This is a genomic window from Commensalibacter melissae, from assembly GCF_009734185.1.
GTDB classification, from domain to species: Bacteria; Pseudomonadota; Alphaproteobacteria; order Acetobacterales; family Acetobacteraceae; genus Commensalibacter; species Commensalibacter melissae.
This window is the reverse complement of the sequence record NZ_CP046393.1, coordinates 394905-418729: the sequence shown is the minus strand read 5'-3', so window position 1 is coordinate 418729 and position 23825 is coordinate 394905. Positions and strand designations below refer to the sequence as shown.

The 23825-nt window shown below is 35.7% G+C and carries 21 protein-coding genes; 9 read left to right on the top strand and 12 right to left on the bottom strand.

From position 1 onward, the window contains the following. Window positions 1–1672: 1672 nt before the first annotated feature. From GN303_RS01875 to GN303_RS01865, 3 genes are all read left to right on the top strand, one after another. Complete coding sequence (locus GN303_RS01875) at window positions 1673–1858, top strand: hypothetical protein (RefSeq protein ID WP_110439431.1); 186 nt, start codon at window positions 1673–1675, stop codon at window positions 1856–1858. Between the two features lie 196 nt (window positions 1859–2054). Continuing rightward, window positions 2055–3035 (top strand): cation diffusion facilitator family transporter, encoded by a 981-nt coding sequence (locus GN303_RS01870; protein WP_231504051.1) that lies wholly within the window; start codon window positions 2055–2057, stop codon window positions 3033–3035. Window positions 3036–3056: 21 nt separating this feature from the next. After that, window positions 3057–3929, top strand: coding sequence for a cation diffusion facilitator family transporter (locus GN303_RS01865; protein WP_110439430.1), 873 nt, complete (start codon window positions 3057–3059; stop codon window positions 3927–3929). Between the two features lie 89 nt (window positions 3930–4018). Here GN303_RS01865 and GN303_RS01860 read toward each other — a convergent pair whose 3' ends face one another. From GN303_RS01860 to GN303_RS01825, 8 genes are all read right to left on the bottom strand, one after another. After that, on the bottom strand, window positions 4019–5095 hold the full coding sequence (locus GN303_RS01860; RefSeq protein ID WP_110439429.1) for a WD40 repeat domain-containing protein: 1077 nt from the start codon (window positions 5093–5095) through the stop codon (window positions 4019–4021). Between the two features lie 25 nt (window positions 5096–5120). Beyond that, entirely contained in the window at window positions 5121–6167 is a 1047-nt protein-coding gene (locus tag GN303_RS01855) for a CobW family GTP-binding protein (RefSeq protein WP_110439428.1), read from the bottom strand. Continuing rightward, window positions 6151–7476: an O-antigen ligase family protein gene (locus GN303_RS01850; RefSeq protein ID WP_110439427.1), complete on the bottom strand. Its 1326-nt coding sequence runs from the start codon at window positions 7474–7476 to the stop codon at window positions 6151–6153. The genes GN303_RS01855 and GN303_RS01850 overlap by 17 nt, the downstream gene beginning before the upstream one ends. Window positions 7477–7793: 317 nt before the next feature. Further along, window positions 7794–8810, bottom strand: a complete 1017-nt coding sequence (locus GN303_RS01845; RefSeq protein ID WP_110439426.1) for a taurine ABC transporter substrate-binding protein — start codon at window positions 8808–8810, stop codon at window positions 7794–7796. 118 nt (window positions 8811–8928) lie between these two features. Continuing rightward, entirely contained in the window at window positions 8929–9990 is a 1062-nt protein-coding gene (mnmA, locus tag GN303_RS01840; protein WP_110439425.1) for a tRNA 2-thiouridine(34) synthase MnmA, read from the bottom strand. A 4-nt stretch (window positions 9991–9994) separates the two neighbouring features. After that, window positions 9995–10309, bottom strand: a complete 315-nt coding sequence (locus GN303_RS01835) for a ferredoxin family 2Fe-2S iron-sulfur cluster binding protein (protein ID WP_110439424.1) — start codon at window positions 10307–10309, stop codon at window positions 9995–9997. A 47-nt stretch (window positions 10310–10356) separates the two neighbouring features. Then, on the bottom strand, window positions 10357–11508 hold the full coding sequence (locus GN303_RS01830; protein ID WP_231504050.1) for a cysteine desulfurase family protein: 1152 nt from the start codon (window positions 11506–11508) through the stop codon (window positions 10357–10359). 46 nt (window positions 11509–11554) lie between these two features. After that, window positions 11555–12676 carry a cysteine desulfurase family protein gene (locus tag GN303_RS01825; RefSeq protein ID WP_110439422.1) on the bottom strand — a complete coding sequence of 374 codons (1122 nt, stop codon included), beginning with the start codon at window positions 12674–12676 and terminating at the stop codon, window positions 11555–11557. Between the two features lie 383 nt (window positions 12677–13059). On the opposite strand from GN303_RS01825, the gene GN303_RS01820 reads away from it, so the two are divergent. The 5 genes from GN303_RS01820 (at window position 13060) to GN303_RS01800 (ending at window position 17448) form a co-directional block, all read left to right on the top strand. Further along, window positions 13060–13716 carry an alpha/beta hydrolase gene (locus tag GN303_RS01820; RefSeq protein ID WP_110439421.1) on the top strand — a complete coding sequence of 219 codons (657 nt, stop codon included), beginning with the start codon at window positions 13060–13062 and terminating at the stop codon, window positions 13714–13716. A 137-nt stretch (window positions 13717–13853) separates the two neighbouring features. Further along, window positions 13854–15362, top strand: coding sequence for an APC family permease (locus GN303_RS01815; RefSeq protein WP_110439420.1), 1509 nt, complete (start codon window positions 13854–13856; stop codon window positions 15360–15362). Window positions 15363–15401: 39 nt separating this feature from the next. After that, entirely contained in the window at window positions 15402–16223 is an 822-nt protein-coding gene (locus tag GN303_RS01810; protein ID WP_110439419.1) for a glycosyltransferase family 2 protein, read from the top strand. A 22-nt stretch (window positions 16224–16245) separates the two neighbouring features. Then, on the top strand, window positions 16246–17016 hold the full coding sequence (locus tag GN303_RS01805) for a sulfite exporter TauE/SafE family protein (RefSeq protein WP_110439418.1): 771 nt from the start codon (window positions 16246–16248) through the stop codon (window positions 17014–17016). 45 nt (window positions 17017–17061) lie between these two features. Next, window positions 17062–17448: a DUF4186 domain-containing protein gene (locus GN303_RS01800; RefSeq protein WP_110439417.1), complete on the top strand. Its 387-nt coding sequence runs from the start codon at window positions 17062–17064 to the stop codon at window positions 17446–17448. Here the strand turns inward: GN303_RS01800 and GN303_RS01795 are convergent. From GN303_RS01795 to GN303_RS01780, 4 genes are all read right to left on the bottom strand, one after another. Beyond that, window positions 17390–18559, bottom strand: coding sequence for a glycosyltransferase family 4 protein (locus GN303_RS01795; RefSeq protein WP_110439416.1), 1170 nt, complete (start codon window positions 18557–18559; stop codon window positions 17390–17392). The two genes, GN303_RS01800 and GN303_RS01795, sit on opposite strands and share 59 nt — an antisense overlap. An 8-nt stretch (window positions 18560–18567) precedes the next feature. Then, window positions 18568–20478, bottom strand: a complete 1911-nt coding sequence (locus GN303_RS01790; RefSeq protein ID WP_110439415.1) for a heparinase II/III family protein — start codon at window positions 20476–20478, stop codon at window positions 18568–18570. Window positions 20479–20544: 66 nt separating this feature from the next. Next, window positions 20545–21210, bottom strand: coding sequence for a ribulose-phosphate 3-epimerase (gene rpe / locus GN303_RS01785; RefSeq protein ID WP_110439414.1), 666 nt, complete (start codon window positions 21208–21210; stop codon window positions 20545–20547). A 147-nt stretch (window positions 21211–21357) separates the two neighbouring features. Continuing rightward, window positions 21358–22680 (bottom strand): RsmB/NOP family class I SAM-dependent RNA methyltransferase, encoded by a 1323-nt coding sequence (locus tag GN303_RS01780; protein WP_231504049.1) that lies wholly within the window; start codon window positions 22678–22680, stop codon window positions 21358–21360. Window positions 22681–22972: 292 nt separating this feature from the next. Between GN303_RS01780 and GN303_RS01775 the strand changes: the two genes are divergently transcribed. Next, window positions 22973–23752 (top strand): glycosyltransferase family 2 protein, encoded by a 780-nt coding sequence (locus GN303_RS01775; protein WP_110439412.1) that lies wholly within the window; start codon window positions 22973–22975, stop codon window positions 23750–23752. Window positions 23753–23825 lie beyond the last annotated feature (73 nt).

Below are 23825 nucleotides of genomic sequence, written 5' to 3'. Positions count from 1 at the left end.
CAGTTATTTAAAATTTCTTGTACATTTTTTTAATATAACCTAGAATAAATTCACTATCATCAAGTAACATATATGTAAATAATAAATAATTATGTATATAGGTTAGAAAAAAATAAGATAAAACCAAAATCTCGAATCGAATATTATTTTACCAATTCTTTATGCAAAAATTACATTTCAATAAAGGAATAATAAACTTCGGAAAAACCAACTTTAAAAAACCTTGATTTTAATGAATATTGTTCAAATATAATATTTTATATATGAAATTGTTAATTACATTGAATAAATTTAATGATCTTATTTTTACATGGACAAAAAAAATAAGTTTCATAAATCCAATTTTCTTTGTATATTTGTAATCAGCATTCGACAGATAGTGTCGAAGCGGCCGGATCAGATGCTGCAACATACTGACCCGACCTAATCATAACAGAAGAGGAATTTCTGCAATGACTGTCTGTGATATTTATCATATTTTATATGATAAGACTATGGTTTTTATTACCATGTGGAAAAAAGTCAGCTTTGTTTTGGTAATGATTACTTGTACAAAGGGTGGAAACATTTATCTGTTGAATGCTATTTGACAGTTAATTCGTAAATGTAGTGATTTAACCATGATAATAAAATGTAATATAAAACATTTATCTTTTAATTGATTCAACATAAATCTTCTATATAGTAAAATATTTTATTAGCTTCATTTTAAATATTTTATTTTGACTGTCCAGTTTTACATTTTAGTTTAAAAGGAGAATAGAAAAAATATTTTATATTAATCAATTATAATTTGCTTCTGCATTTTTAGAAATAAGGAAGCCTGAAAAGTAACATTCTTTAATTTATTTTCATATTGTTTCGGTTTGTTTTTTCTAAACTTGCATATTATTAACGTTGTCGAAGTCTTTAATTTAGAAAAAACAAACCAAACTGTATTTTTTAAATCAAATTAATGAATTGGTAAACCATATAAAATCAGTGATTTTGTTATTTTTATAAAACTTTTCGTGAGGCTCAATATTATAACATAAAGAATTTTATTTTATTTAATTATCCTCGCTAATATAAACCATTATTGGCACTAAAAAAATTGATATACATGATTTATTCAATATAAAACTATTAAAAAAAGACTGAAAATAATTTATTTTCAGTCTTTAATAAAGTTAGTCTTTCAGGAAGTTTACAACATTTAAGGAGAGGTATCAAAAACTTAAATGATAAAACATCATATAATTTCAAAAGCAACCTATTACAAGTAACATTTTCTTAAGCTGGAACCATATCTTATATCTTTCTTTCAAAAACGTTAATAACATTATTACTGATTTTCAGATATTTCCCATCCATTTGAAAATCACAAAAATAAATCCAAAGGGAGCATCTAAGCCTATAAATATTATTATCATTTTTTGTACCAAACCAATTTCCTGATGGTAACAGTTATATAATTCTACCAAAGAGAAAGATAATTTCTGTTTATGGAAATATTGCAACTGTAAATCTTTTTTTCCCTGAGATGAAAAACTAGTCTATGAGAAGTATAATCGCAGTTTATAAACAACAATGTCGTACAATAGCTTTTCCTAATCATAATGGTCAAATTTTTTAATGACAAGATTCCTAATAAAGTTCCTTATGACCAACCTCACAAGTAATAGCCCAGACCTTGATAACCGCTCATGGAAAAGATTCTGCCATTCAACAAATTTCTGATAATAATCAACTACCTGTTCACATCGAGGCGGGTAATTGCGTTGTTCAATCTTTTATAAATAATAGTGATAAGGAATACTATCATCGTGGTTACGTTAACGAAGAAGCACAAATTTTCTTAACATTCATTCCCGATTAATATTTGGATTTTTTTATAATAAACAAAACACAGTATTTACATATAAAACCAATTTAAAACTTGATTGTCAGATTTGATATGATTTAGATAAATTTTTAAAAATAAAATTAGGCTAATCAAATTAAATTTTTTATAATAAGCGTTTAACAATATGGTTAATCTTATTTTATAACTAAAAAATTATAAGGATTTAATCTTGAGCAATTTGGATCATTCCACGCATGACATGCATCAATTCAATCATTCCCACTTGCATGATCATGCACATGAACATATCCACGGTCATCACCATCATATTCCACAATCTTTTGGCAAGGCCTTTGCTCTAGGAATTAGCCTTAACTTAATTTATATTTGCGCCGAAACCATATGGGGCATTTTTGCCAATTCCCTAGCCTTAATTGCTGATGCCGGTCATAATCTATCAGATGTTTTTGCCTTGGCCACCGCTTGGGGGGCCTCATATTTAAGCAAAAAAAAACCCTCTCCCAATTTTACCTACGGATATCGTCGAACCTCTATCTTGGCTTCTTTAAGTAATGCAATTTTATTGCTTATTGTTACGGGAGGAATTATCTGGGAATCAATTGAACGCTTTTACAAACCTGCAACTGTTACAGGTAAAACAATAATTTTAGTCGCCTTACTCGGTGTTGTTATAAATGGAATAACCGCATTAATGTTCCATTCCGGACAAAAAGAGGATCTTAATATTAAGGGCGCCTTTTTGCACATGGCCTATGACGCCCTTTTATCGTTGAGTGTTGCCGGGGCAGGGATTATTATTTTTTTCACCCATTGGAATATGCTTGATCCCATTACCAGCTTGATTGTCGCTGCAATAATTATTTGGGGAACTTGGTCTTTATTGAAAGATTCAGTTACACTTGCCATGGACGGTGTCCCAAGCAATGTTGACGCTTTCGCCGTGGAAACCTATTTACGCTCCCTTCCCAATATCATTGATTTACATGATCTACACATCTGGGCTTTAAGTACAACAGAAACCGCCCTAACTGTTCATTTGGTCAGTAATACCAATCAACATTCTGACCAGTTTCTGAATATGGTTGCACAACGCCTCAAGGAAAAATTTAGAATTAATCATTCAACTTTCCAGATCGAACAAAAAAATGAAGCCAGTTTTTGCAATCTGGCGGACATTAATACTGTTTAACCTTAAACTTATAATTACTTTATGATCTTTAAAATAATAAAGAATAAGAAAATCCTATTTAGTCTTGGGAGTTTTCTGGTTAGTCTTGTAGTTTTTTTTCTTAAATATCTGGCATGGAAAACAACACTCAGTGTTGCTTTTTATTCTGACATGCTTGAAACAACAATCAATGTGTTAGCCGCTATTTTTGAAATATTCGCAATCACCATTTCGACCCAACCAGCTGATAAAAACCATACTTATGGACACTATAAAGCCGAATATATTTCTGCCGCCGCCGAAGGTTTATTAGTAATAGTAACATCAATTTTAATTTTTTACGAAGCCTGGCAAGGATGGAAAAATCCCCAATTTCCCATGGCGCCTTTAAAAGGAATTATTCTAAATGGAACAGCTGGACTTGTTAATCTATTCTGGGCAATAACACTTATTCGTGTAGGTAAAAAATATTTTTCTGCAGTCCTTATAGCAGGTGGACAGCATGTTCTTTCCGATGTATGGACAACTATCGGATTAATTGTAGGTTTTACACTTATTCCAATGTTCCAATGGGCTGCACTTGATGCCCTGATGGGCTTTTTCATTGCTATTAATATTTTACGTATAGGCTTTGGCATCATAAAAAATTCTATTAATGGCTTGATGGATAAAGCTCCTGACCCTCAAACCATTTCTAGTATTTATAAAATAATTCAGGCAAATGCCCCTGAAGCAAAAGAATTCCATATGGTCCGTTTTCGTCAGGTTGGCAATTTGATTTTTATTGATTTTCATTTGGTTGTGTCTGGAGAAATGAGAGTGAAAGAAGCCCATAAAATATGTGATCGTATTGAACACGCTTTACAAAAAGTAATTGGAAATGTTTCAATAAACATTCATGTGGAACCAGAATAATTTTTTTAAATTCTGATCAACTACTTGTTCTGAAACATGATATCTCATCCATATAAATAAATCCTGGACAGAAAAAAGGATATGGCTGATTATTTTTTACAACTTTTTTTTTCAGATAAATCAATTAGAATAATATAGCCATCATCAGTGCCAATATTTAATAAACTGCCTTCTTTATTAAATTGTAAAGCCGTAATTTCTCCAATGGATTTTTTAGATCCTAAATTTACCGGAATAACTTTCTCGTCGCTGATTCCGATTAATAATATACTACCATCCAAAAATCCAGCAGCAACCATATCATAGGTCGGATGACATGCCACTACCATACAACAACTTCCAGGAATACCAGGCAATTCCACAGGAGGTTTTCCCATTGGACCGCCTTCAAAAAACTGCCATAAAACCACCGGTTCAGCTCCACTGGTTGCCAACCATTTTCCATCAGATGAAAAATTTAGAGATTTTACTTTGGTTGGGTATCCACTCATTCGCATATTGTGTCCGTCTGAAATACGCCAACCATGTAAATCATGATCTTGCATTGATGTTACCAACGCCTCTTCTTTAGGATGTAAAGTGATCCCTGTATGACTACCTTTCCATGTAAAATCCTTAATTTTTACAGGATTTTTATAATCAGCAGACCATAAAGTGGCACCATTATAATAAGAACTGGCTATTTTTGCACCATCCAAACTGAAAACCAAATCACTAACTCCTGAAGAATGTTCAAAAATTCTATATGGCTCTGTAAAATTATCTTTATATAAATGAATTTCTTTTCCTGTAATAAAAGCGATTTTATTTTGTTTCCTTTCCTTATCAGTCCAAGAAACGATTTTATCAATCCAACGTCTGGATTTTAATAATTGTTGAGGTTCCTTCCCGGGAATGATTCTTATTAGTTTATTATCATCACCAGAAGTAACAAAACCTGAAAAGGTCAAATCTTGTGATAAAGATAAAATCCCTCCATCATGAGGTTGAACTTTATACCAATAATCTGGATCATTATTGTGAATCAAAGGAATAATCCACAAATCTCCATCTGCCGTTGCAAAAGCACTATACTGTTCATCCCAAGATGTAGCACAGGCGATAATCGTGCCTTCCACTTTTTTAAAAGAACCCCGACTTTCGATTAATTGTAACGGCTGATTCATTCCATACTTTCCAGTCACAGATTTGTTAATCTATACATTTAAAAAATCCCTCACGTAGAGATTTCTCATCTAAATTCCGGCCAATAAAAACCAATCTGGAACAACGATCCTCTTTTGTCTTCCAAGAACGGATGAAATTTCCCTCTGCCATCATATGAACAGCTTGAAATGCAAAACATCGATCGTCATGCTTAAAATTCATAATTCCTTTGGTTCTCAATATATCCTTTCCAAATTTCTGAAGAACCATGGACATCCATAAATTAAAACGTTTTCCATCTAATGGTTTATCTTCCATAAGTGAAATACTCGTCACACCATCACCATGAGAATGTTGTACATGGTCATGGTCATGGTCATGGTCATGGTCATGGTCATGGTCATGGTCATGGTCATGGTCATGGTCATGGGATGATAAGAATTTGGGCTCTAACGTCAAGGCTCTATTTAAATCAAACCCCCCAAGATCCAGAATTTTCATAAGGGAAATATTCCCTTTTTCCATTTCATATAAAGCAACCATCGGATTGATTGTACGAATTCTTTTTTTTATAGCAATTAATGATCCCCTATCAACCAGATCAACTTTATTCAACAAAATTACATCCGCAAAAGCAATTTGATTAACTGCCTCCTTACTTTCATCCAATGTCTTCATCACATGAAACGCATCAATTACGGCAATCACCGCGTCAAGACGAGTTTTGTTACGAATATCCTCATCAACAAAAAAAGTCTGTGCTACGGGCGCAGGATCAGCTAACCCTGTGGTTTCAATAATTATTCCATCGAAACTTCTTTGTCTTTGAATAAGCTTGTTAAGAATACGAACCAAATCGCCTCGAATTGTACAACAGACACATCCGTTGCTCATCTCAAATATTTCTTCATCCGCATCGACTATTAAATCATTATCAATACCTAATTCACCATATTCATTAACAATAACGGCATATTTTTTATCTTGCTGTTCCGTTAGAATACGGTTTAGTAAAGTTGTCTTCCCCGCTCCTAAATAACCCGTCAGAACAGTTACAGGTATTTTATTTTTTTCTTTATGATCCAATTCCATTATAAACCTTCAATGCTGCCTTATGATTACCATAATCCCAACTATAAGATAAACCTAGTCCCAAAAGTAGAAAAAACCATCCTCCCAAGGGTAAATTTCCGAAACTTCCTCCAGCCGCAAATGGCCATTCGTGAACTAAAACCGCAGCAAATAATCCAACACGCCAGGAATTTTTAACCGCATCTTTCAATGATAGCAATTTGGACGTTAATCCCTTTACCAAATTAACCCACCATAAAAATACCATATAACAAAACAAGATTAATCCGGGAATTCCTGCATTTACAAACATTTCAATATAATGATTATGAGGATGGGGCAAACAAATCTCTGCCCCTTTCCCATCCCCATGTCCAATTGCAATTCCCCAAAAGGATAATCCATGAAAATAAATCGGATTGGCACAAAAATGACGATAGGCATCATATCCCAAACCCGTCCAGGGATTTGACAATCCCATAATCATCGCCCGTGTATAGATCAATCCATAATTATCAGAGGAAAAATGTGCCATTTGATGGATAAATAAAGTCACCAAATGATGATAGCTCTTAGGCGATAAAAATGATGTTGCACCCAGTATCAATGGAATACAAATTAACATTGACAAAACGATTGTCCGTAAGGGACGTAACCAATACAAGGATACAACTATTCCGAAAACAAAAAGAATAAATGGCATTCTTTGACCGGCAAAAGCCATCATCAGTGTAACAAATAAGATAATGAATAAAGCGACCAGATTTCCCCGCCATCCTTTTAAACGACAAATGCAATAAATACTCAAACTTAAAGTAATTGGCAACAGTAACCTAGCCAATGGCCCGGCCGCTCTAGGATGATGATATGGACCTGTCAGTGTACCATCGAAATAACGTGGCGCTCCTAAAATATTATATCCTGTAATAAGCTGGCAAAGCATATTCAAAATAATATAAATCGCACAGGCAATCAAAACATAAGATAGCCATCGCCTGTATTTCTCATCAGTTAAAACCCAGACCTGAAGTGCCGCAGCAAAAAAAATAAAACGAATTAACACTAAAGCCTGGATCATCATTATGTTATATTGAAACAATCCAAAGGGAATAGTACACAATAAAATCCACCCCCACCAGAGAAATGCAATAATCACCCAATTTTGTTTTCCCCAGTCCCATTGTTTGTTGATAAAAGAGTAAATTACAAAACATATTGCTATATAACTGATTAACCCATCCGCTATACCCCGTAAGTGCGTTAAAAAAACAGGCAAAATTAAAACAGCGAACAGTGTCGACTTATCGAGAAACTTACGGACAGATTCCATAACCCAAAGGCTCTCCGGTTTAAGAACAGGAATTAATTAGAAAACATTACGCAATGAAATAACAGTCTGGAAATCACAACGTAAATCAAATACATCAATAATAAAAGATTTCATATTATTTAAAACATTAAATCTCAACATATTCTTTTTTTAAACATGAAATTCAAATTAGTAATCTATTAATTTTATTTAGATAAAAAACAAAAATAAGATAATTATTATTAAAATATTACACTTGGAACAGTTAATAAATTTTTTAATCCTACATTAATTTCTTTATATTTTTCAATTTAATGTAAAAAAAAATATAAAATCAATTAATTATTTTTGTTATTTTTTATAAAACTGTCATAAACATAAATCAGGTAATCAGGTAAAATATCAGGCATAATTTTCTGAGCTTTCATAAACAAACCTATTTCATCAAACTCCTTTGACAAATAACGTGATAATATTAAAGATTGCTGAGTTTTATCAAGATAAGTCTGCTGTTTTAACAAGCTGCAAACTACTTCCGGTGATTTATTTAATAATTGGGCAAGCTGGCCAACCTTCGAAGACTGAGGAGTGAAATAGGCTATATTTCGCCTATTATCATCGATATTTTTCAATATTTTTTTTACAAAACTTTCCATCCAAAAAGGTTGATCTGAAATAATCTCATCCATCACAACCCATACCTGATATGTTGGATACCCCCATTTTGCCAACTGTGATGAATCTACTAATACATGTCCATCCTTGACGAATGGTAAAACTGTAGTTCCGTCAGCGTAGGCCCCATCAATTTCATTTTTCTGCCAAGCTTGTGTAATTTCATTATAATTCATATTTACTAGATGAATTTTTTCAACAGGAATATCATTATGCTGCAAATAACGTAACAGACTATAATAACTGCTTGTCATGAAAGGTACCGCAATATTTTTACCAACCAGATCTTGAGGAGTATCTATATGTTTCTGGCTTTTTACGATTAAGGCGCTTTCTTTACCATATTGCCGATCAATCGCGATTACACGTCCCTGCAAACCAACCGTTATAACTGACAAAAAAGTAACCATATCTACTGGAACGGCATCAACCTGACTAATAGACAAATTATGTAAGGCTTTAAAATCATCGTCATATTTTTTCCAGGCTATTGTTTCCCTGGCAACTTTTTGATGTTTTTCATCCAATTGAATAAAATTAGCGATATCAGCTTGATTTTTCCATCCAATTCGAAATTCCGCATTAGCACTTCGTAAGTTGAAAAAACATATCAAAGCAAAAATTGCTATCAGCCATACAATGAAAGAAAATCGTTTGGAACCTACATAAAAACAGTGCATCAACGGAAAATCTCGCTACGTTAAATAATTTATTAACTTACTAAAATAATATTTGATTTAATAACTGAAATTCACTTTAAAAGTAAAGTTTAACCTAAAGTAATATCAAATTAAATTTTTACAGAATAAATCCACCTCCTAAAACACGTGTCCCTTGATAAAAAACACATGCCTGACCAGGTGCTGGGTTAGCAGCCGTTTCCAATTCTACTCTTACCTTATCCTTTTTTTCAATTATAACTTTAGCAGGTCGTTCCTGATCCCGCGCACGAATCTGAACATTACAATATAAAAATTCAGTAGGCACAGGAATAAGCCAGTTCAAATCGCGTAAATAGAATGTTTGACAAATATTGTTTTGTTTTGGACCAATAACGATTCTTCTTTTTTCGGATTCAATTCGTAACACCATTTGTCGCTGCCCATCCCGCATGGCAAGATTACCCAACCGTTTTGTTTGACCAATGGTATATTTAGCAATACCTTCATGATGACCAATCACAACGCCCTGCTCATCAACTATCTCGCCTGGCATAACACCTTCTGGTGCCAATTTCTCAACAATTTTTATATAAGAATTATCTGTAACGAAACATATGTCCTGGCTATCCGACTTCTGAGCAACAGCCAAATGAAAACGTTCGGCTTCTTCCCGAACTTTATCTTTATTTGGCATGTCCCCTAAAGGAAAACGCAAATATTCAAGCTGTTCGAGGGTGGTGGCGAATAAAAACCATGATTGGTCTCGACTTAAATCAACTGGACGGTGCAACTCTGGACCATTTTTTCCCACAATTCGACGCACATAATGACCTGTTGCCATCGCTTCTGCCCCAAGCTCTCGCGCCATTGTCAATAAATCCGTAAATTTGACTCCCTGATTACAGGCAATACATGGAACAGGCGTTTCTCCCTTTTGGTAAGATTGTGCGAAACGTTCAATTACCGTTGTTTGAAAACGGTCTTCCGCATCGATAACGTAATGCGGGATACCCAGCTTTTCTGATACCCTACGTGCATCCCTGATGTCCTGACCTGCACAACAGGCACCTTTTTTAACCACACCTCGCGCATCATAAAGCTGCAAGGTGGCACCAAAAACCTCATGGCCTTGTTCTTTTAGAAGAGCAGCCGTAACGGAACTGTCCACTCCGCCCGACATTGCAATCATAATACGCATTGGTTCAGGATAACTTTGGCAAGCGAACAACTAAACCATCCAATTCTTCTGTCATAATAATCTGACAACCCAATCGAGAGGTCCTTTCCAACCCAAAAGCCATATCCAGCATCTCCTCCTCCTCTTCTGCGGCAGGCTTTAATTTATCCCACCATGATTCATCAACAATTACATGACAGGTCGCACAAGCCAATGATCCCTCACAAGCACCTTCAAGATCAATTCCATGCTTATGCGCTATTTCCAATACTGAAAGCCCTACAGGAGCATCCACCTCACGACGTGTTCCATCTTGTTCAATAAAAACTATGTGTGGCATTTTATAGAATTCCTTATTTAAAAACCAATTAATATTCTGATTTTAACTCATGTCCCTTTTCTTACATCATACCATGCTGAATAAAGGTCATGAACGGTTTCAACGACTTCTTGTTTTGTTGTCATCCGACCAAAAGAAAGACGGATACTAGATAAAACTTCTTGTTCTGACAATCCCATGGATTGTAAAACATAGGATGGCATAGAAACATGATTGCACGCTGAACCTGTTGATAAACATAAATGTGGAATTCTTGCCAAAAGATCAAGGGCCTTAACCTCTGGAAATTGTAGATTAACACAATTTGACAAGGCATATTCGATTGATCCATTAATTTTAACTTGTGGAATTCTTGCCTGCAATTCATTTATCAAAAAACGTTTATAAGACGCCAAACGCCTGATCTCTTCATTTCCCTCATTCTGGAATAGCGAAAATGCCTTACCCAAACCAACAATCAAGGGAACTGGCAAAGTTCCTGATCGAATTCCTCGTTCCTGATATCCTCCATAAAATAAAGGTTCCACCCTTACCCGAGGTTTACGTTTTACATATAAAATGCCAATTCCTTTGGGCCCATAAATTTTATGCCCGGAAATTGAGGCAAGATCAATTCCCCAGGAACGCAACTGGATTTTTTCAGATACTTTTCCACAAGCCTGAGACAAATCACAATGAAAAAGAGCGCCATATTCATGAGACAATGCCGACAAATAAGGAATGTTCTGGATAACTCCTGTTTCATTATTAGCGGCCATGACACTGACTAATATTGTTGGAACCTGCAATGCCGCTTTCAAACTATCAGGATCAATCAATCCATCGGATTGAACTGGCAAAATAAAAGGATCAGCACCAATGGACTGTAAATTCTGGACTGTTTCAAGAACAGATTTATGTTCAGTCGCAATCGTGATAACCCGTTTGGTCTTGGGATAATGATCAATTAGATAACGCACACTACCCTGCAAGGCAATATTATTGGCTTCAGTCGCACCAGAGGTAAAAATAATTTCTTGAGAAACCACCCCGAGCATTTCGGCAATGTCGGCACGAATCTTATCAATAGTTTCAGCAACATATTTACCCAATATATGCTCTGAATTAGCATTTGCAAAATTATGCACAAAATAGGGTAGCATCGCTTCAACAACACGTTCGTCACACGGTGTGGTCGATTGATAATCAAGGTAAATCACCTTTTCTTTTATCTTGTTTTTTCCTGAAAAATCCATTTTCTATAGATTATGAATCCTTTAACTTTTGAATCAACTGGCCATAAACATGAATAAAAGTTTCAACATCTTTTTGCTGGATATTCCATGGTAAAGATACACGGATCGTACAATCAGCCAATTCTTCCAACCCCATTGCTGATAAAACAGGTGAACGCGATAATTTTCCTGAAAAACATGCCGATCCCGTTGAGACACAGAAACCAGCCATATCCAAAGCCATAAATAATTTTTGCGCTGAAACTCCAGCATAAGCTATAGAGGATGTATTATCTAAACGTTCAGCTTCCTCGCCACAAATGACGGCTCCATATTTTTTCACTTCTTTTTCCAAATAATTACGTAATTTTAAAATATTGGAACGATCTTCTTTACAGGCCTCTTTTGCGGCAGTCATCAACCCTATAATTGCCGGAACAGCCAGAGTTCCTCCCCTTCTTCCCTGTTCCTGTCCTCCTCCACTAAAAAGAGGATTTATCTTTTTCGCATTTCTTTCATGACCAGCCAATAACAATGCGCCTACCCCTTTTGGACCTCCCATTTTGTGAGCTGAAAGAATCAGGCTGTCTGCTCCGATATCTTCCAAATTGAACATTATACGTCCAGCAGCCTGAGCTGCGTCTACATGAAGAATTGCACCATAATCATGACAAATTTTTGCTGCCTGTTGAATGGGATGTAATACACCTGTCTCATTATTGGCCAGCATTAAACACACTAATGGAGGTATTGACGTTTTTTTTAGGGCATCTTCTAAAAAGTTAAGATCGACAATGCCCTGCCGTGTTACAGGTAAAATTTTTTTTGAAAGGTCAATCTGCATGATTGCAGGATGTTCCGTAGCTCCCACCCAAAGAGGACGTTGTTGATTGCCTTCACCAATCTGACCATGTACAGCCAGTACATCTGCCTCTGTCCCACCAGAGGTAAAAATACAATTTTGAACGCTCCCCCCGAATAATTCGACCAAGGTTTCTCTTGCATCTTCCATTTGATTATAAATCTTGCGTCCCATTTGATGAACAGACGTTGGATTACCAGTCTGCTGCATGATATCCACCATTGCAGATATAACTGAAGAGCGCATGGGCTCACTGGCATTCGCATCTAGATATATAGATTGTCGTATCATTTCATTTATAATCCAATTTATTATATTAAACCATGAATTCCAAATATAACCTGCATAATTTATTGCATTACAACAATAATTTAATTAAATCTGTATTTAATTTACAATATATAAATACAAATATGAACCCTGTTACCTTATAATAGAAATATTTTCACAGATTTACTGGTAAATAAGCAAAGATAAAGGATATGTTAACCTTGTCCGATCACCATATCGCTATTGATTTTTCATTTATATTTTATAGATAAGACAAAAACACTTTCACTTTATAAGAAATATCTTTATAGAGATAAACTGTTTTTATTGTTTTCCTACACTCACTTATATTATTGTTAAATCTTACAAATTGTGCCAGTTTTAATAGATAAACGGATCGTTCTATGCCAGAGGTAATGTTTGCAGGCCCAGCAGGTCGTCTTGAAGGACGCTATCACCATTCCAGTCAACCTAACGCCCCCCTTGCCTTAATCCTACATCCCCATCCTCTGCAAGGTGGGACAATGAATAACCGAATTGCCTATACAATGTATTGTGCATTCCAAAAAATGAATTTTTCTGTACTACGTTATAATTCTCGTGGTGTTGGACGGTCTCAGGGACAATATGATGGTGGTATTGGTGAAATATCCGATGCGGCAGCGGCCCTGGACTGGTTACAGATGGCGAATACAAATTCCAGGGAATTATGGATCGCGGGGTATTCGTTTGGAGCCTTTATTGGAATGCAGCTCTTGATGCGTCGTCCTGAAATACAAGGATGGATCAGCATCGCGCCATTGGCAAACCACTATGATTTTAATTTTCTTGCACCTTGTCCATGCAGTGGTTTGATGATCGCAGGAGAATCCGACAGCATTGTCCCATTGCAGGAAATTGACAAACTTGTTGAAAAACTTAACACTCAAAAAGGCATCAAAGTTGCCTATAATACAATCCCTAATGCCGATCATATTTTTGCCGATCAAACTGAGCAGATCGAAAAAACAATTACCAATTACGTTAAGAAAATTTTAAAGAACAGATCTGATCAACCTTAGATTAACGTTGTTCTTTTATATCTCTTTAATTTTCCCGAATTAGATACATTTTATGTTAGGTAAAATATCTGAATTTTATTTTATCATAAAATGTTGTCTTTCTTTTGGTTTATTACCTAACCCTTTACACAAAAAATATGGCCTTTTTCTCTAAACGCAAATCACTGGAACAACTTACACTTGATTCAAAAAAACATGGTCTAAAACAATGTTTGGGCCCATGGCGTTTAACAATGATTGGGGTCGGCTCTACCATTGGCGCAGGCATTTTTGTCATGACAGGAACAGCTGCGGCTAATTTTGCTGGACCAGCAATTCTTTTATCCTTCATTATTGCTTCAATAGCATGTTTATTTACTGCCCTTTCCTATGGTGAACTGGCATCCACTATGCCGACTGCAGGATCGGCCTACAGTTATGCCTATACATCACTTGGTGAAAAATTCGCTTGGATTGTTGGATGGTTACTGTTGTTGGAATATGGAATATCGGCTGTATCAGTTGCCTCAGGATTTTCGAGTTATAGTGTATCCCTACTAAAAGATTTCCATATTCATATCGCTTCATGGCTACATAATCCCATGATTCAACCTGCAATTGGTGGATATGGAAAAGGAATTGTATTTGTTAAGTCCCTTGACCTTATTGGAGCAGGATCTGTTCTGATCGCAGCCATCTTCCTCTTATATGGGGTTTCCGAATCAACAACAATTAATGCAATAATCGTCAGTTTAAAAATCGGAGTATTAATTCTTTTTATAATTTTGGGATTTCACTATATTAAACTGGAAAACCTGACACCTTTTATCCCCTCCTCAACAGGTCCGATGAATTTTGGAATCAGGGGCATTTTTCGGGCAGCCTCAACAATTTTTTTTGCCTATATAGGCTTTGAAGCTGTTTCCACAGCCGCATCAGAAGCCAAAAATCCTAAAAAGGACGTCCCCTTTGGAATCATAGCTTCCTTGTTTGTTTCAACCATGATCTATATTGGTGTAGCGCTAATTTTAGTCGGGGTTGTTCCTTATAGAAAATTAAACATTTCTGATCCACTGGCCCTGGCAATTGATTATATGAACATGCCAAACCTGGCCTGGATTTTGAAATCTAGCGCAGTTATCGGACTTTGCTCAGTAATGCTCGTTTTGCTATATGCTCAAAGCCGCATTTTCTACATCATGGCACAGGACGGATTGCTTCCACCAATTTTTAGCAAACTTCATCCTAAACATTGTACACCTTGGATAGGAACCATTATCCTCAGCCTCAGCATCGCCATTACGACAGCTTTTTTACCTATTGATATCATAAGTGACCTAATCAGCCTTGGAACCTCTCTGGCATTTGGTATTGTCTGTTTCACGGTTATATGGCAGCGGAATGTTCATCCCAATATTCATCGACCTTTTCAAGTACCCTTTGGTGGATTCAAGATTAGAAATATCTGGATTGGCTATATTCCCGTTTGCGGCATCCTATGTTGCCTGACCATGATTTTTCCCTTGATCATTGACATGATTTATTCCCTAATTAATCACAATCCACTTCCACTGCTCTTAATGTTTATTTATAGTGTAATCGGTGTATTTGGCTATTATTATTACGGACGCAAACATTCAATTCTGTCCAATTCAAAAGAAAAATGATATTTTAAAAAAATAGTTTTTTTTAAATATGATTTTATTATGAATTTTCCATCACCCCTTCGCATTGCCGCCATTACAAAATGCTATAAAGAAACAACCATGCTTCCCATATGGATCAGGCATTATGCCAGACTAGTAGGAAAAGATAACTTATTCATACTTGATGATGGCAGCGATCCGCCTGTCAAAGCTGAACAATACATTTATGTTGAGCACATTCCACGTCGCAAGTATTTGGATGAACAAGATAGCGTCAATATAATGAGCGAATGGCAGCATAAACTTTTAAAACTTTATGACTGGGTTCTTTGTATTGACACAGATGAATTTATAATCCCCCGTCCATCTCGTTGGACTTCCTTACATGAATATCTTGCACAATGTTCTGCCAAAACATGTCGATGTGTAGGTGTGGAAATCATTGATCCTTTGATTGGAAAACCTGTTGATTGGTCAAGACCCATTTTAAAACAACGTTCCAAGGGCACCATTAAAAGTTGGTCATGCAAACCCTCAGTTTCATCAGTTCCGACGCGATGGGAACCCGGTTTTCATCGATGTCAAAATGAAACCCTTTTTGCGCACGATTTATGGCTGTTTCATTTGAAATATGCTGATCAGAACCACCTCCTAGAACGTTCAAAACTCAGACGCAGAATTCCAAGAAACCCAGAAGATATTAAAAATGGATTGGGAACCTCACATTTAATATCCGACAATGTTCTAATCAAGTTTCTAAAATCGCAGAGATCAAAAATTGGCACAGGAACCTTGGATGACTATTTGATCACTAATCCTGATCCTGATAACGCTGATTCACTCTATCTTGATATTCCCCATGAGTTTATTGATTTTTTATAATCAATTAAACAGACATCTCTAAATGCATTTTTATTTTTATGATTGTTTTCTATTTTTCATCGGTTTAATAGCCGGGACAATTGATACCCTTGCAGGTGGTGGAGGTTTAATAACCGTACCCGCTCTACTTTTTACCGGTATTAATATAATTCCTGCATTAGGTACAAATAAATTGCAATCAGCAATTGGTGAATTATCAGCCACATTACGATTTTGGAAAAGCGGACAACTAAGTTTTCATGGGCTTGCCATCCCTCTGTTTTTCACTGTAATCGGATCTGCCATAGGTACAATTACATTACAATACAGCGCTGATCAGGCCCTCAACAAAATAGTCCCATGGCTTTTATTGGCAATATTGCTTTATTATTATTTATTTCCAAACCTACATTTCAATCTTGAAAAAAGACAGTTGCCCATAAAACCGAAAATACTGCCATGGATGGGGACTGTAATTGGATTTTATAATGGCTTTTTTGGACCTGGAACAGGAGCGATCTGGACAATTTCATTAATGCAGATTTACAAATTACGTATTAACACTGCGACAATAATTACAAAACCATTAAATATCGCTGGAAATATTACCGCGCTCAGTATCTTCATATCAGGCGGACAAATCAACTATTTTAGTGCATTTATAATGGGTGTTGGTTCTTTTATAGGCGGACAAATTGGTGCATCCTTGGTTATTTACAAGAGTTCACGTTTTTTGCGTGTATTTTTTTTAATTGTCATGACATCATGCGTATTTTACAGTTTTGTCAAATATTATAATATACATTTTGTTTGATTTATGATAATCACAGAAATAATTATTTATTAAAAAGTCACAAGAATGGTTCCTTCTTCCACAGAATTAATCTTGGATCGGCTTAATCATTCAAAATTCCGGTCTAGATTTACATTACATGAAAAAGAACGAAAATATCTAATCGATAAAGGCCTTGATAAAATAATTGAACATGCTACGGATTTCATCAATCAACGTCTGGCTCCTGCTTTTCCAAAAAATGATAGAAAACAAACGCCATGGAAAGGACATCCTGTTTTTATCGCCCAACATGCCACAGCAACTTGTTGTCGCAGCTGCCTTGAAAAATGGTATAATATTCAAAAGGGGCAGGCCTTAACACAGACAGAAAAAGATTTTATCCTCGATTTGATCAAGGCTTGGATAAAAAGGGATTATCAAACCCATCAATCTGTGAAAAAACATTCATAACACGATCCAGACAGATAGCTTCGGTATACATTGATAAAGCCCTGGCCCGCCCATTTTCTCCCATTTTTTTTCTTTGTTCTGGATGAAAGGCAAGCCAGGCCATTGCCCTGGATAGCAAAGATATAGAACCTGGCGGGATCAATAGCCCTGTTTCTGAATGCTGCACTTGTTCTCGGGGACCCCGTATTGAAGTGCCTATAACAGGTAAACCACTTAACATTGCCTCGATAATGGACATTGGTAACCCTTCAAAATGACTGGGTAAAACAAAAACATCAGCAGCTTTCATCAACTGATCTATGTCTTGACGATATCCCCAAAAACGTATTTGATTACCCAATTTTTTTTGTGCTTTATTAAAAAGTTTATCCAATACCAAACCATAATCAGAAGGCAATCTTTCGCCTACAATCCATAATTCAACTTCTGGAAGCTTTTCTGCAATTGCAGAAAAAGCGACGATTAACTCTGGATAACCTTTATGTTGAACAAGACGGGAAACTATCATAAAAACTATATGATTCTGTGGAATCTTGTTTGCCTGTCTAAATTTCTGTTTCAGGGCAATATCAGAAAAGAATTTTGCTGGATCCCGACCGTTACCTATAAAAATAGGATTGGAATGAATGCCCAACCTTTTAGCATCTCGAGCCTCTTCCTGAGAGACAGTCATGTAAAAATTCGTAATTTTTCCACAACACCATTCAAGAACAAAGGATAACAGACGTCTTATCCATGATTTTATACCTTTCCCGGGTTGATTAAAAAGATATCCGTGACAAGTATAAATAATTACAGGCGTTCCACATAAAAAAGCGGCTATACGTGCCAATACGCCACTTATGGACATATGGGCATGAACGATGTCTGGTTTTTCAAGCTTGATTATACGGTAAAGGATCCAAAAAGCTTTTAACTGACCTATGATCGAAAAAGAACGGACAAAAGGAACGGTTCGGATCTGAAATCCCTCTTGTCTCACTTTCTCCAATAACCTTCCTTCTGCACAAACACCAATGACTTGATGGTGACAGGAACGCAACCTACGCATTAAGGGAAGTAGAAATTGATATAAGGCAAAATCAACATGTGCAATTTCCAAAATTTTCATAAATTCATTTATACCTTACGACGCAGAGCCCATCGAATTTTAGTTATTTTTTCTTTATCATTTTGAATATTCTTAATATTTGAATGATTTAGAGAACTATTTATTTCTGATTGCCTCTGAATTTCTGAAGTTTTTTCCGGAAAATCTTCAGGCATTCCAACAGAAACATGATCCGCAGTGTTTCTTTGCCATATTTTTGCATCATCGTTTTGATTATGGAAAATAGCCACATAATCAGACCCTTCTTCTTTTTGCTCTTCGTTTAAAACCGATTGTTTGTCTTGTTTCTCAAATTTAGTAGTTATAGAAGCTTTATTCTCTTCAACATCATTTTTTTTTGATTGATGCAGATTATATAAAACAATCTGTTTAGTCGCAAGTCGAACTTTTTCACCAAAGTAGACGCTATTTTCAACTTTTCCCTCTGCATCGGAAAAACGGAACCACCAAATTTGTTTACCTTCTTGAGGATGTTGAAACGATAAAACAAAAATTTTTTCCTTCTCATTTTTCCGAATTTCAACCAATTTTTCTTCAACTTTAACCGAAGGATGTAGATGAAAACGAATAGTAAAAGGATAAGACTGATCAAAATCGAGCGTTTCCTCCCCTCTTAAATCCTGACCATCCGCTGAAAGATAAAATTTACGATGATAAATTGCACCATATGCTTTTTGCCAGCCATTATGACTTAATTCCACCCAATGGGCACCCTCAGTCATTTCATGAATTGATTCAACTTTAAAATTTAAATCTTTTAATTGATTATCCTCCAGTAAAACACTTTCTGTATTGGATAATTTTAGAACAGAATGAGCCGCGGTTCCCGCCAATGCAGATCGCCAGGCTGATGATCCTCCAGCTCCACAATTAACAATTAATCTCTGTTTACCAGCAGAAAATTCAAAGGATAAAGCACCAAGATATTTTATATCTACCTTTTTCGGTGGAACACCACTGTCAATTAACAGAGTTGAACGATTGGCAAAACAACGAATATATCCACCCGCTTTCATATCCGTCATGGCGACACGTTTTTGTGTGGAATTACTCAGAACACGATCAATAAAATGTGCCTCATTCTCACTGGAACCATTAAATAGTGCAAGCCTGCCATCACCATGTCTCAATGCCCTTAAAGCACGACTGACATTATCAAGCACTAGAATAAGTTCGGAAGGGGGACGCATATTGATCAACTGGTACATCAAACGAATTTCGGTCAGATCTCTCAATACATACAGTTGTATTTCAGGGTTTCGTTCAATATGTATTCCATCTTCAAGAATCTGTTCAGCCAGTTCACTTTGCAGGAATTTACTGATTTTTGGTATTAAATCAAATTGTTCCGGCATACATAATGCAAGAGCCAGAGCGGCCTTTAATAACGTAAAATTTTCATGTGTATGATTGTCCAAAGGAAGCATGGCAACAACATATCTTCCTTCTTTCATAATTCGACGCATAAATTGTTGATGAAAATATTTTTCTGCTGATGCCGCAAAAAAATCATAGAACCCCAACCAATTCACTATACGATCTGCAAGGGTAATCGGTCTGTAAACAACAGAATCATAAGATGAAGGTGAATTGCCAATCCAATCCGTCACCAAATTTCTTGCTGCAAGACGCGCATTTTCTGTCCCTAGCTCTCGCATATCCCGTAACCACGAAAAACCATGCAGTTTGCCAATAATTTCACAGGAGAGGTTTTTACCACCCCATTGACCGGGATATAGGGAAATAACATAATCCTGGTAAATAAATTCCCCTTTTACAAGATGCATACCATAAACAGAATTTCCGGTCCATAAATCTCGCAAAATATATACTGGAACTTCGGGAATCTGTCCATAACCAATGGCAGGTAATCGTACCAGAGAAAGTCGGATTTTTTTTACCATTTCTTGAAAAGCCATCCTAAGCCTCCCTATTTCTCTGAATCATTTCTCCTAATGGGTGAAAGTCATAATTTAGCAAATTTTTTACTTTTTAGTTCCCCGCAATGCATCTATTGCCTGACCATAATCAGGTTGACCATAAATTGAAGTTCCAGCTATCAAAACATTGGCTCCCGCTTCTATCACCAGGGGTGCAGTTTGAACATTAATCCCGCCATCAACACTGATATGAATGGAACGACCCGACTTTTGAACCATTTCATGTATTGCACGAATTTTCGCTAATTGACTGGATAAAAATTTCTGTCCACCAAAACCAGGATTTACAGTCATAATTAGAATATTATCTACAAGATCTATAACCTCGGAAATTGCATTGGCAGGTGTGGCCGGACATAATACTATCCCGGCTTTTATTCCAAACGATTTGATATGTTGCAAGGAACGATGCGCATGAGGCCCCGCCTCGATATGAAAAGAAATTTGATCGGCACCCGCCTGAACAAACGGTTCGATAAAAGGATCGACAGGTTCAATCATAAAATGCACATCAAAAAACAACTTGCTATAAGATCGCAAAGATTTGAGAACTACTGGGCCAAAAGTCATATTGGGAACAAAATGACCATCCATAACATCAAGATGTATCCAGTCAGCACCATGTTTGTCAACCGCCCTAATTTCCTCTCCCAAACAGGCAAAATCTGCCGAAAGAACACTGGGAGCAATCAAGGGAACCCTTATATCCAATTTACAGCCTTTCTAAAATTTTCAAATATTATGTCAAACTATTAACTGCAGTTTATGATAAAATTTATGAATTGAACAGAAAAAACACGATTTGATTTTATCGTGTCCACCAATACAAAGATATATTTCACTTGAAATAATGTTTAATTAGTCTTCTTTTACAAAACGTGCGATAAAAAAACCATCCATTCCGCCTTTTTCTTGCCACATAGAAGGAAGCGTCCTAATCCATCCCTCTTCTGTTAATGCTTCAGTTAAAAATGGAATTTCTTTTTGTGTAAATGGTAGAGCCCTAACACCAGGTAAATTTCTAAAAAATTCTGCCTGTTCTTCTGCCTCGGAGCGCTGTAGGGAGCAAACACTGTAAACTAATCGTCCTCCTTTTTTTAGATAACCGATCGCTGCACCAATCAACTTTCGTTGAATCTTAACAAGACTTTGAATTTCATTTTCTTTTTTTAAATGCAAAACATCTGGATGTCGTCTAAAAATACCCGTGGCAGAACAGGGGGCATCCAGTAATATCGCATCAAATTCATTTTGATAATTTAAACTTCCAGCATCACCAAGAACCAACACTGCATCCATCTGTAACCGGTTCAGATTTTCTTTCAACCGTTTTAACCGTATTGATTTTTTTTCAACCGCAACAACATTTCCCCCTGCTTGAATTAATTGTGCTGTCTTACCACCGGGTGCCGCACATAAATCAGCAACTTTTTCATTTTCCTTCACATTCAAAAGATAGGCAGGTAGAGATGCCGCTATATCCTGAATCCAGAACTGCCCCTCCTGATAACCGTCAAGCTGTTCAACCTTTACATGACAAGAATAACGCCAATGATTATTCATTAATTGCACACCTCCTTCTGGAACAGTAGCATTCGTTTTAAAATGCATATCCAAAGGGGGTTCACTATCCAACAGGGTTGCCAACTGACGAGGATTAAATCCTGCCTGATTCCATGACTTCCATAGCCATGCAGGGATATTCAAGCGATTTTGATCAAGATCCTTCAGTATGCTTGGTCCATTTTCAGAAATCCTCCTGAGAACAGCATTGACTAGACCCGTAAACTTCGCAAATCCATTATGACGCGCAAGTTCTACAGATGTATAGATAGCGGCATGTACAGGTGTTTCCAAAAAAAGAATTTGAGCCACTCCTAGCAAAATAATCCATGATACTTGCTGTGGTGGCGATCGTTTCAAAAAAGGTTCTACAAGCGCCTCTAATGTTCCTTTTTTTCTCAAGATACAGACAATTAATCGATATGCTGCTGCCTTATCCCTTTGATCAACATCAACAGGTAAAGCATTTTTTAATGCTGTTTCTAACGGAAGATGTTTCCAATCAAAAATCTGACAAACAGTATCAAAAGCAATTTGTCGAGTAGGATCATTATTTCTGTCAGATCGGATATTTTCTTTCGATGACAGATGATTCTTAATTGATATATCTTTTTTCAAAAAATTATAACTTTTCTTACTTAAAATCATTATAGTTTTAAATGAATTAAATAGTAAATATATTCACTTTCAATAAATAAAATTACTACATTGTCTGCTCCATTTTTCTGATAATCAATTTTTACCAGAATTGCGAGATTTCACCTTAACTAATTATTTATCTTTAGACTCTAACAGTAAAATATTATAAATTATCCAAAGAAATAAATCCAATATAAAAGAATTTAATCCCGAATGAATTTAAATTCATATTTAAAAACTTTATCAACATAAACCTAGAAATTATATTTAAATGAAAAATTGGACTATTCTTTTACCGTATTATAATGAAGCAACCTTTCTTCCAGGTACTCTTGAAAGCATAGCATTACAAAATTATCAAAAATTTAAACTTATTCTAATCAATAATCATTCCACAGATAATTCTGAAAAGATAGCCAGAAAATTTATGAATTTTTATCCTGCAATTGAAGTGCAGTTTATTAATGAAAAACTTCCTGGCAAAACAAATGCCTTACATACTGGATTAAATCATGTCACCACTCCTTTTGTGGCAACCATGGATGCTGATACTTACTATCCTCAACATTATTTGGAATTTTGTAATCAGATCTTTGAAAGTCACCCAGAATATTCTGCCGTGATGGCTTGTGATATTTATCAGCCCTTTAAAAATCGCAAAAGTCAAAAACGATGTCGGAAAATATATTTGAAATCAAAATTAATGCCCAAGCAATGTCATGCTGGAGGATATGCACAGACTTTTCGTACTAAAAGTTTAAAGCAAATTGGGGGATTTGATCAAAAATTATGGCCTTATGTCTTTGAAGATCATGAGGTTATTCATAGACTTTTGAAAATTGGTAAAGTTTATTACTCTCCAAAACATTGGTGTATTCCATCGGAAAGACGCACAAAACATAAAAATATTCGCTGGAGCCGCATGGAAAAGTTTCTATATGAATACACCCCTTTTTTTCTCAAGGATTGGTACTTTTATTCTTTCTTAAAAAACAGGTATATTAAGAAAAACACTTCCATTCTTCAGCTTAGACAACGGGAATGGGAATAAAATCCAATTCGTGAAGATTAATTTGAATACTTCAGTGAAAATAATCCTATTTGAAATAACTTACCGATACTGT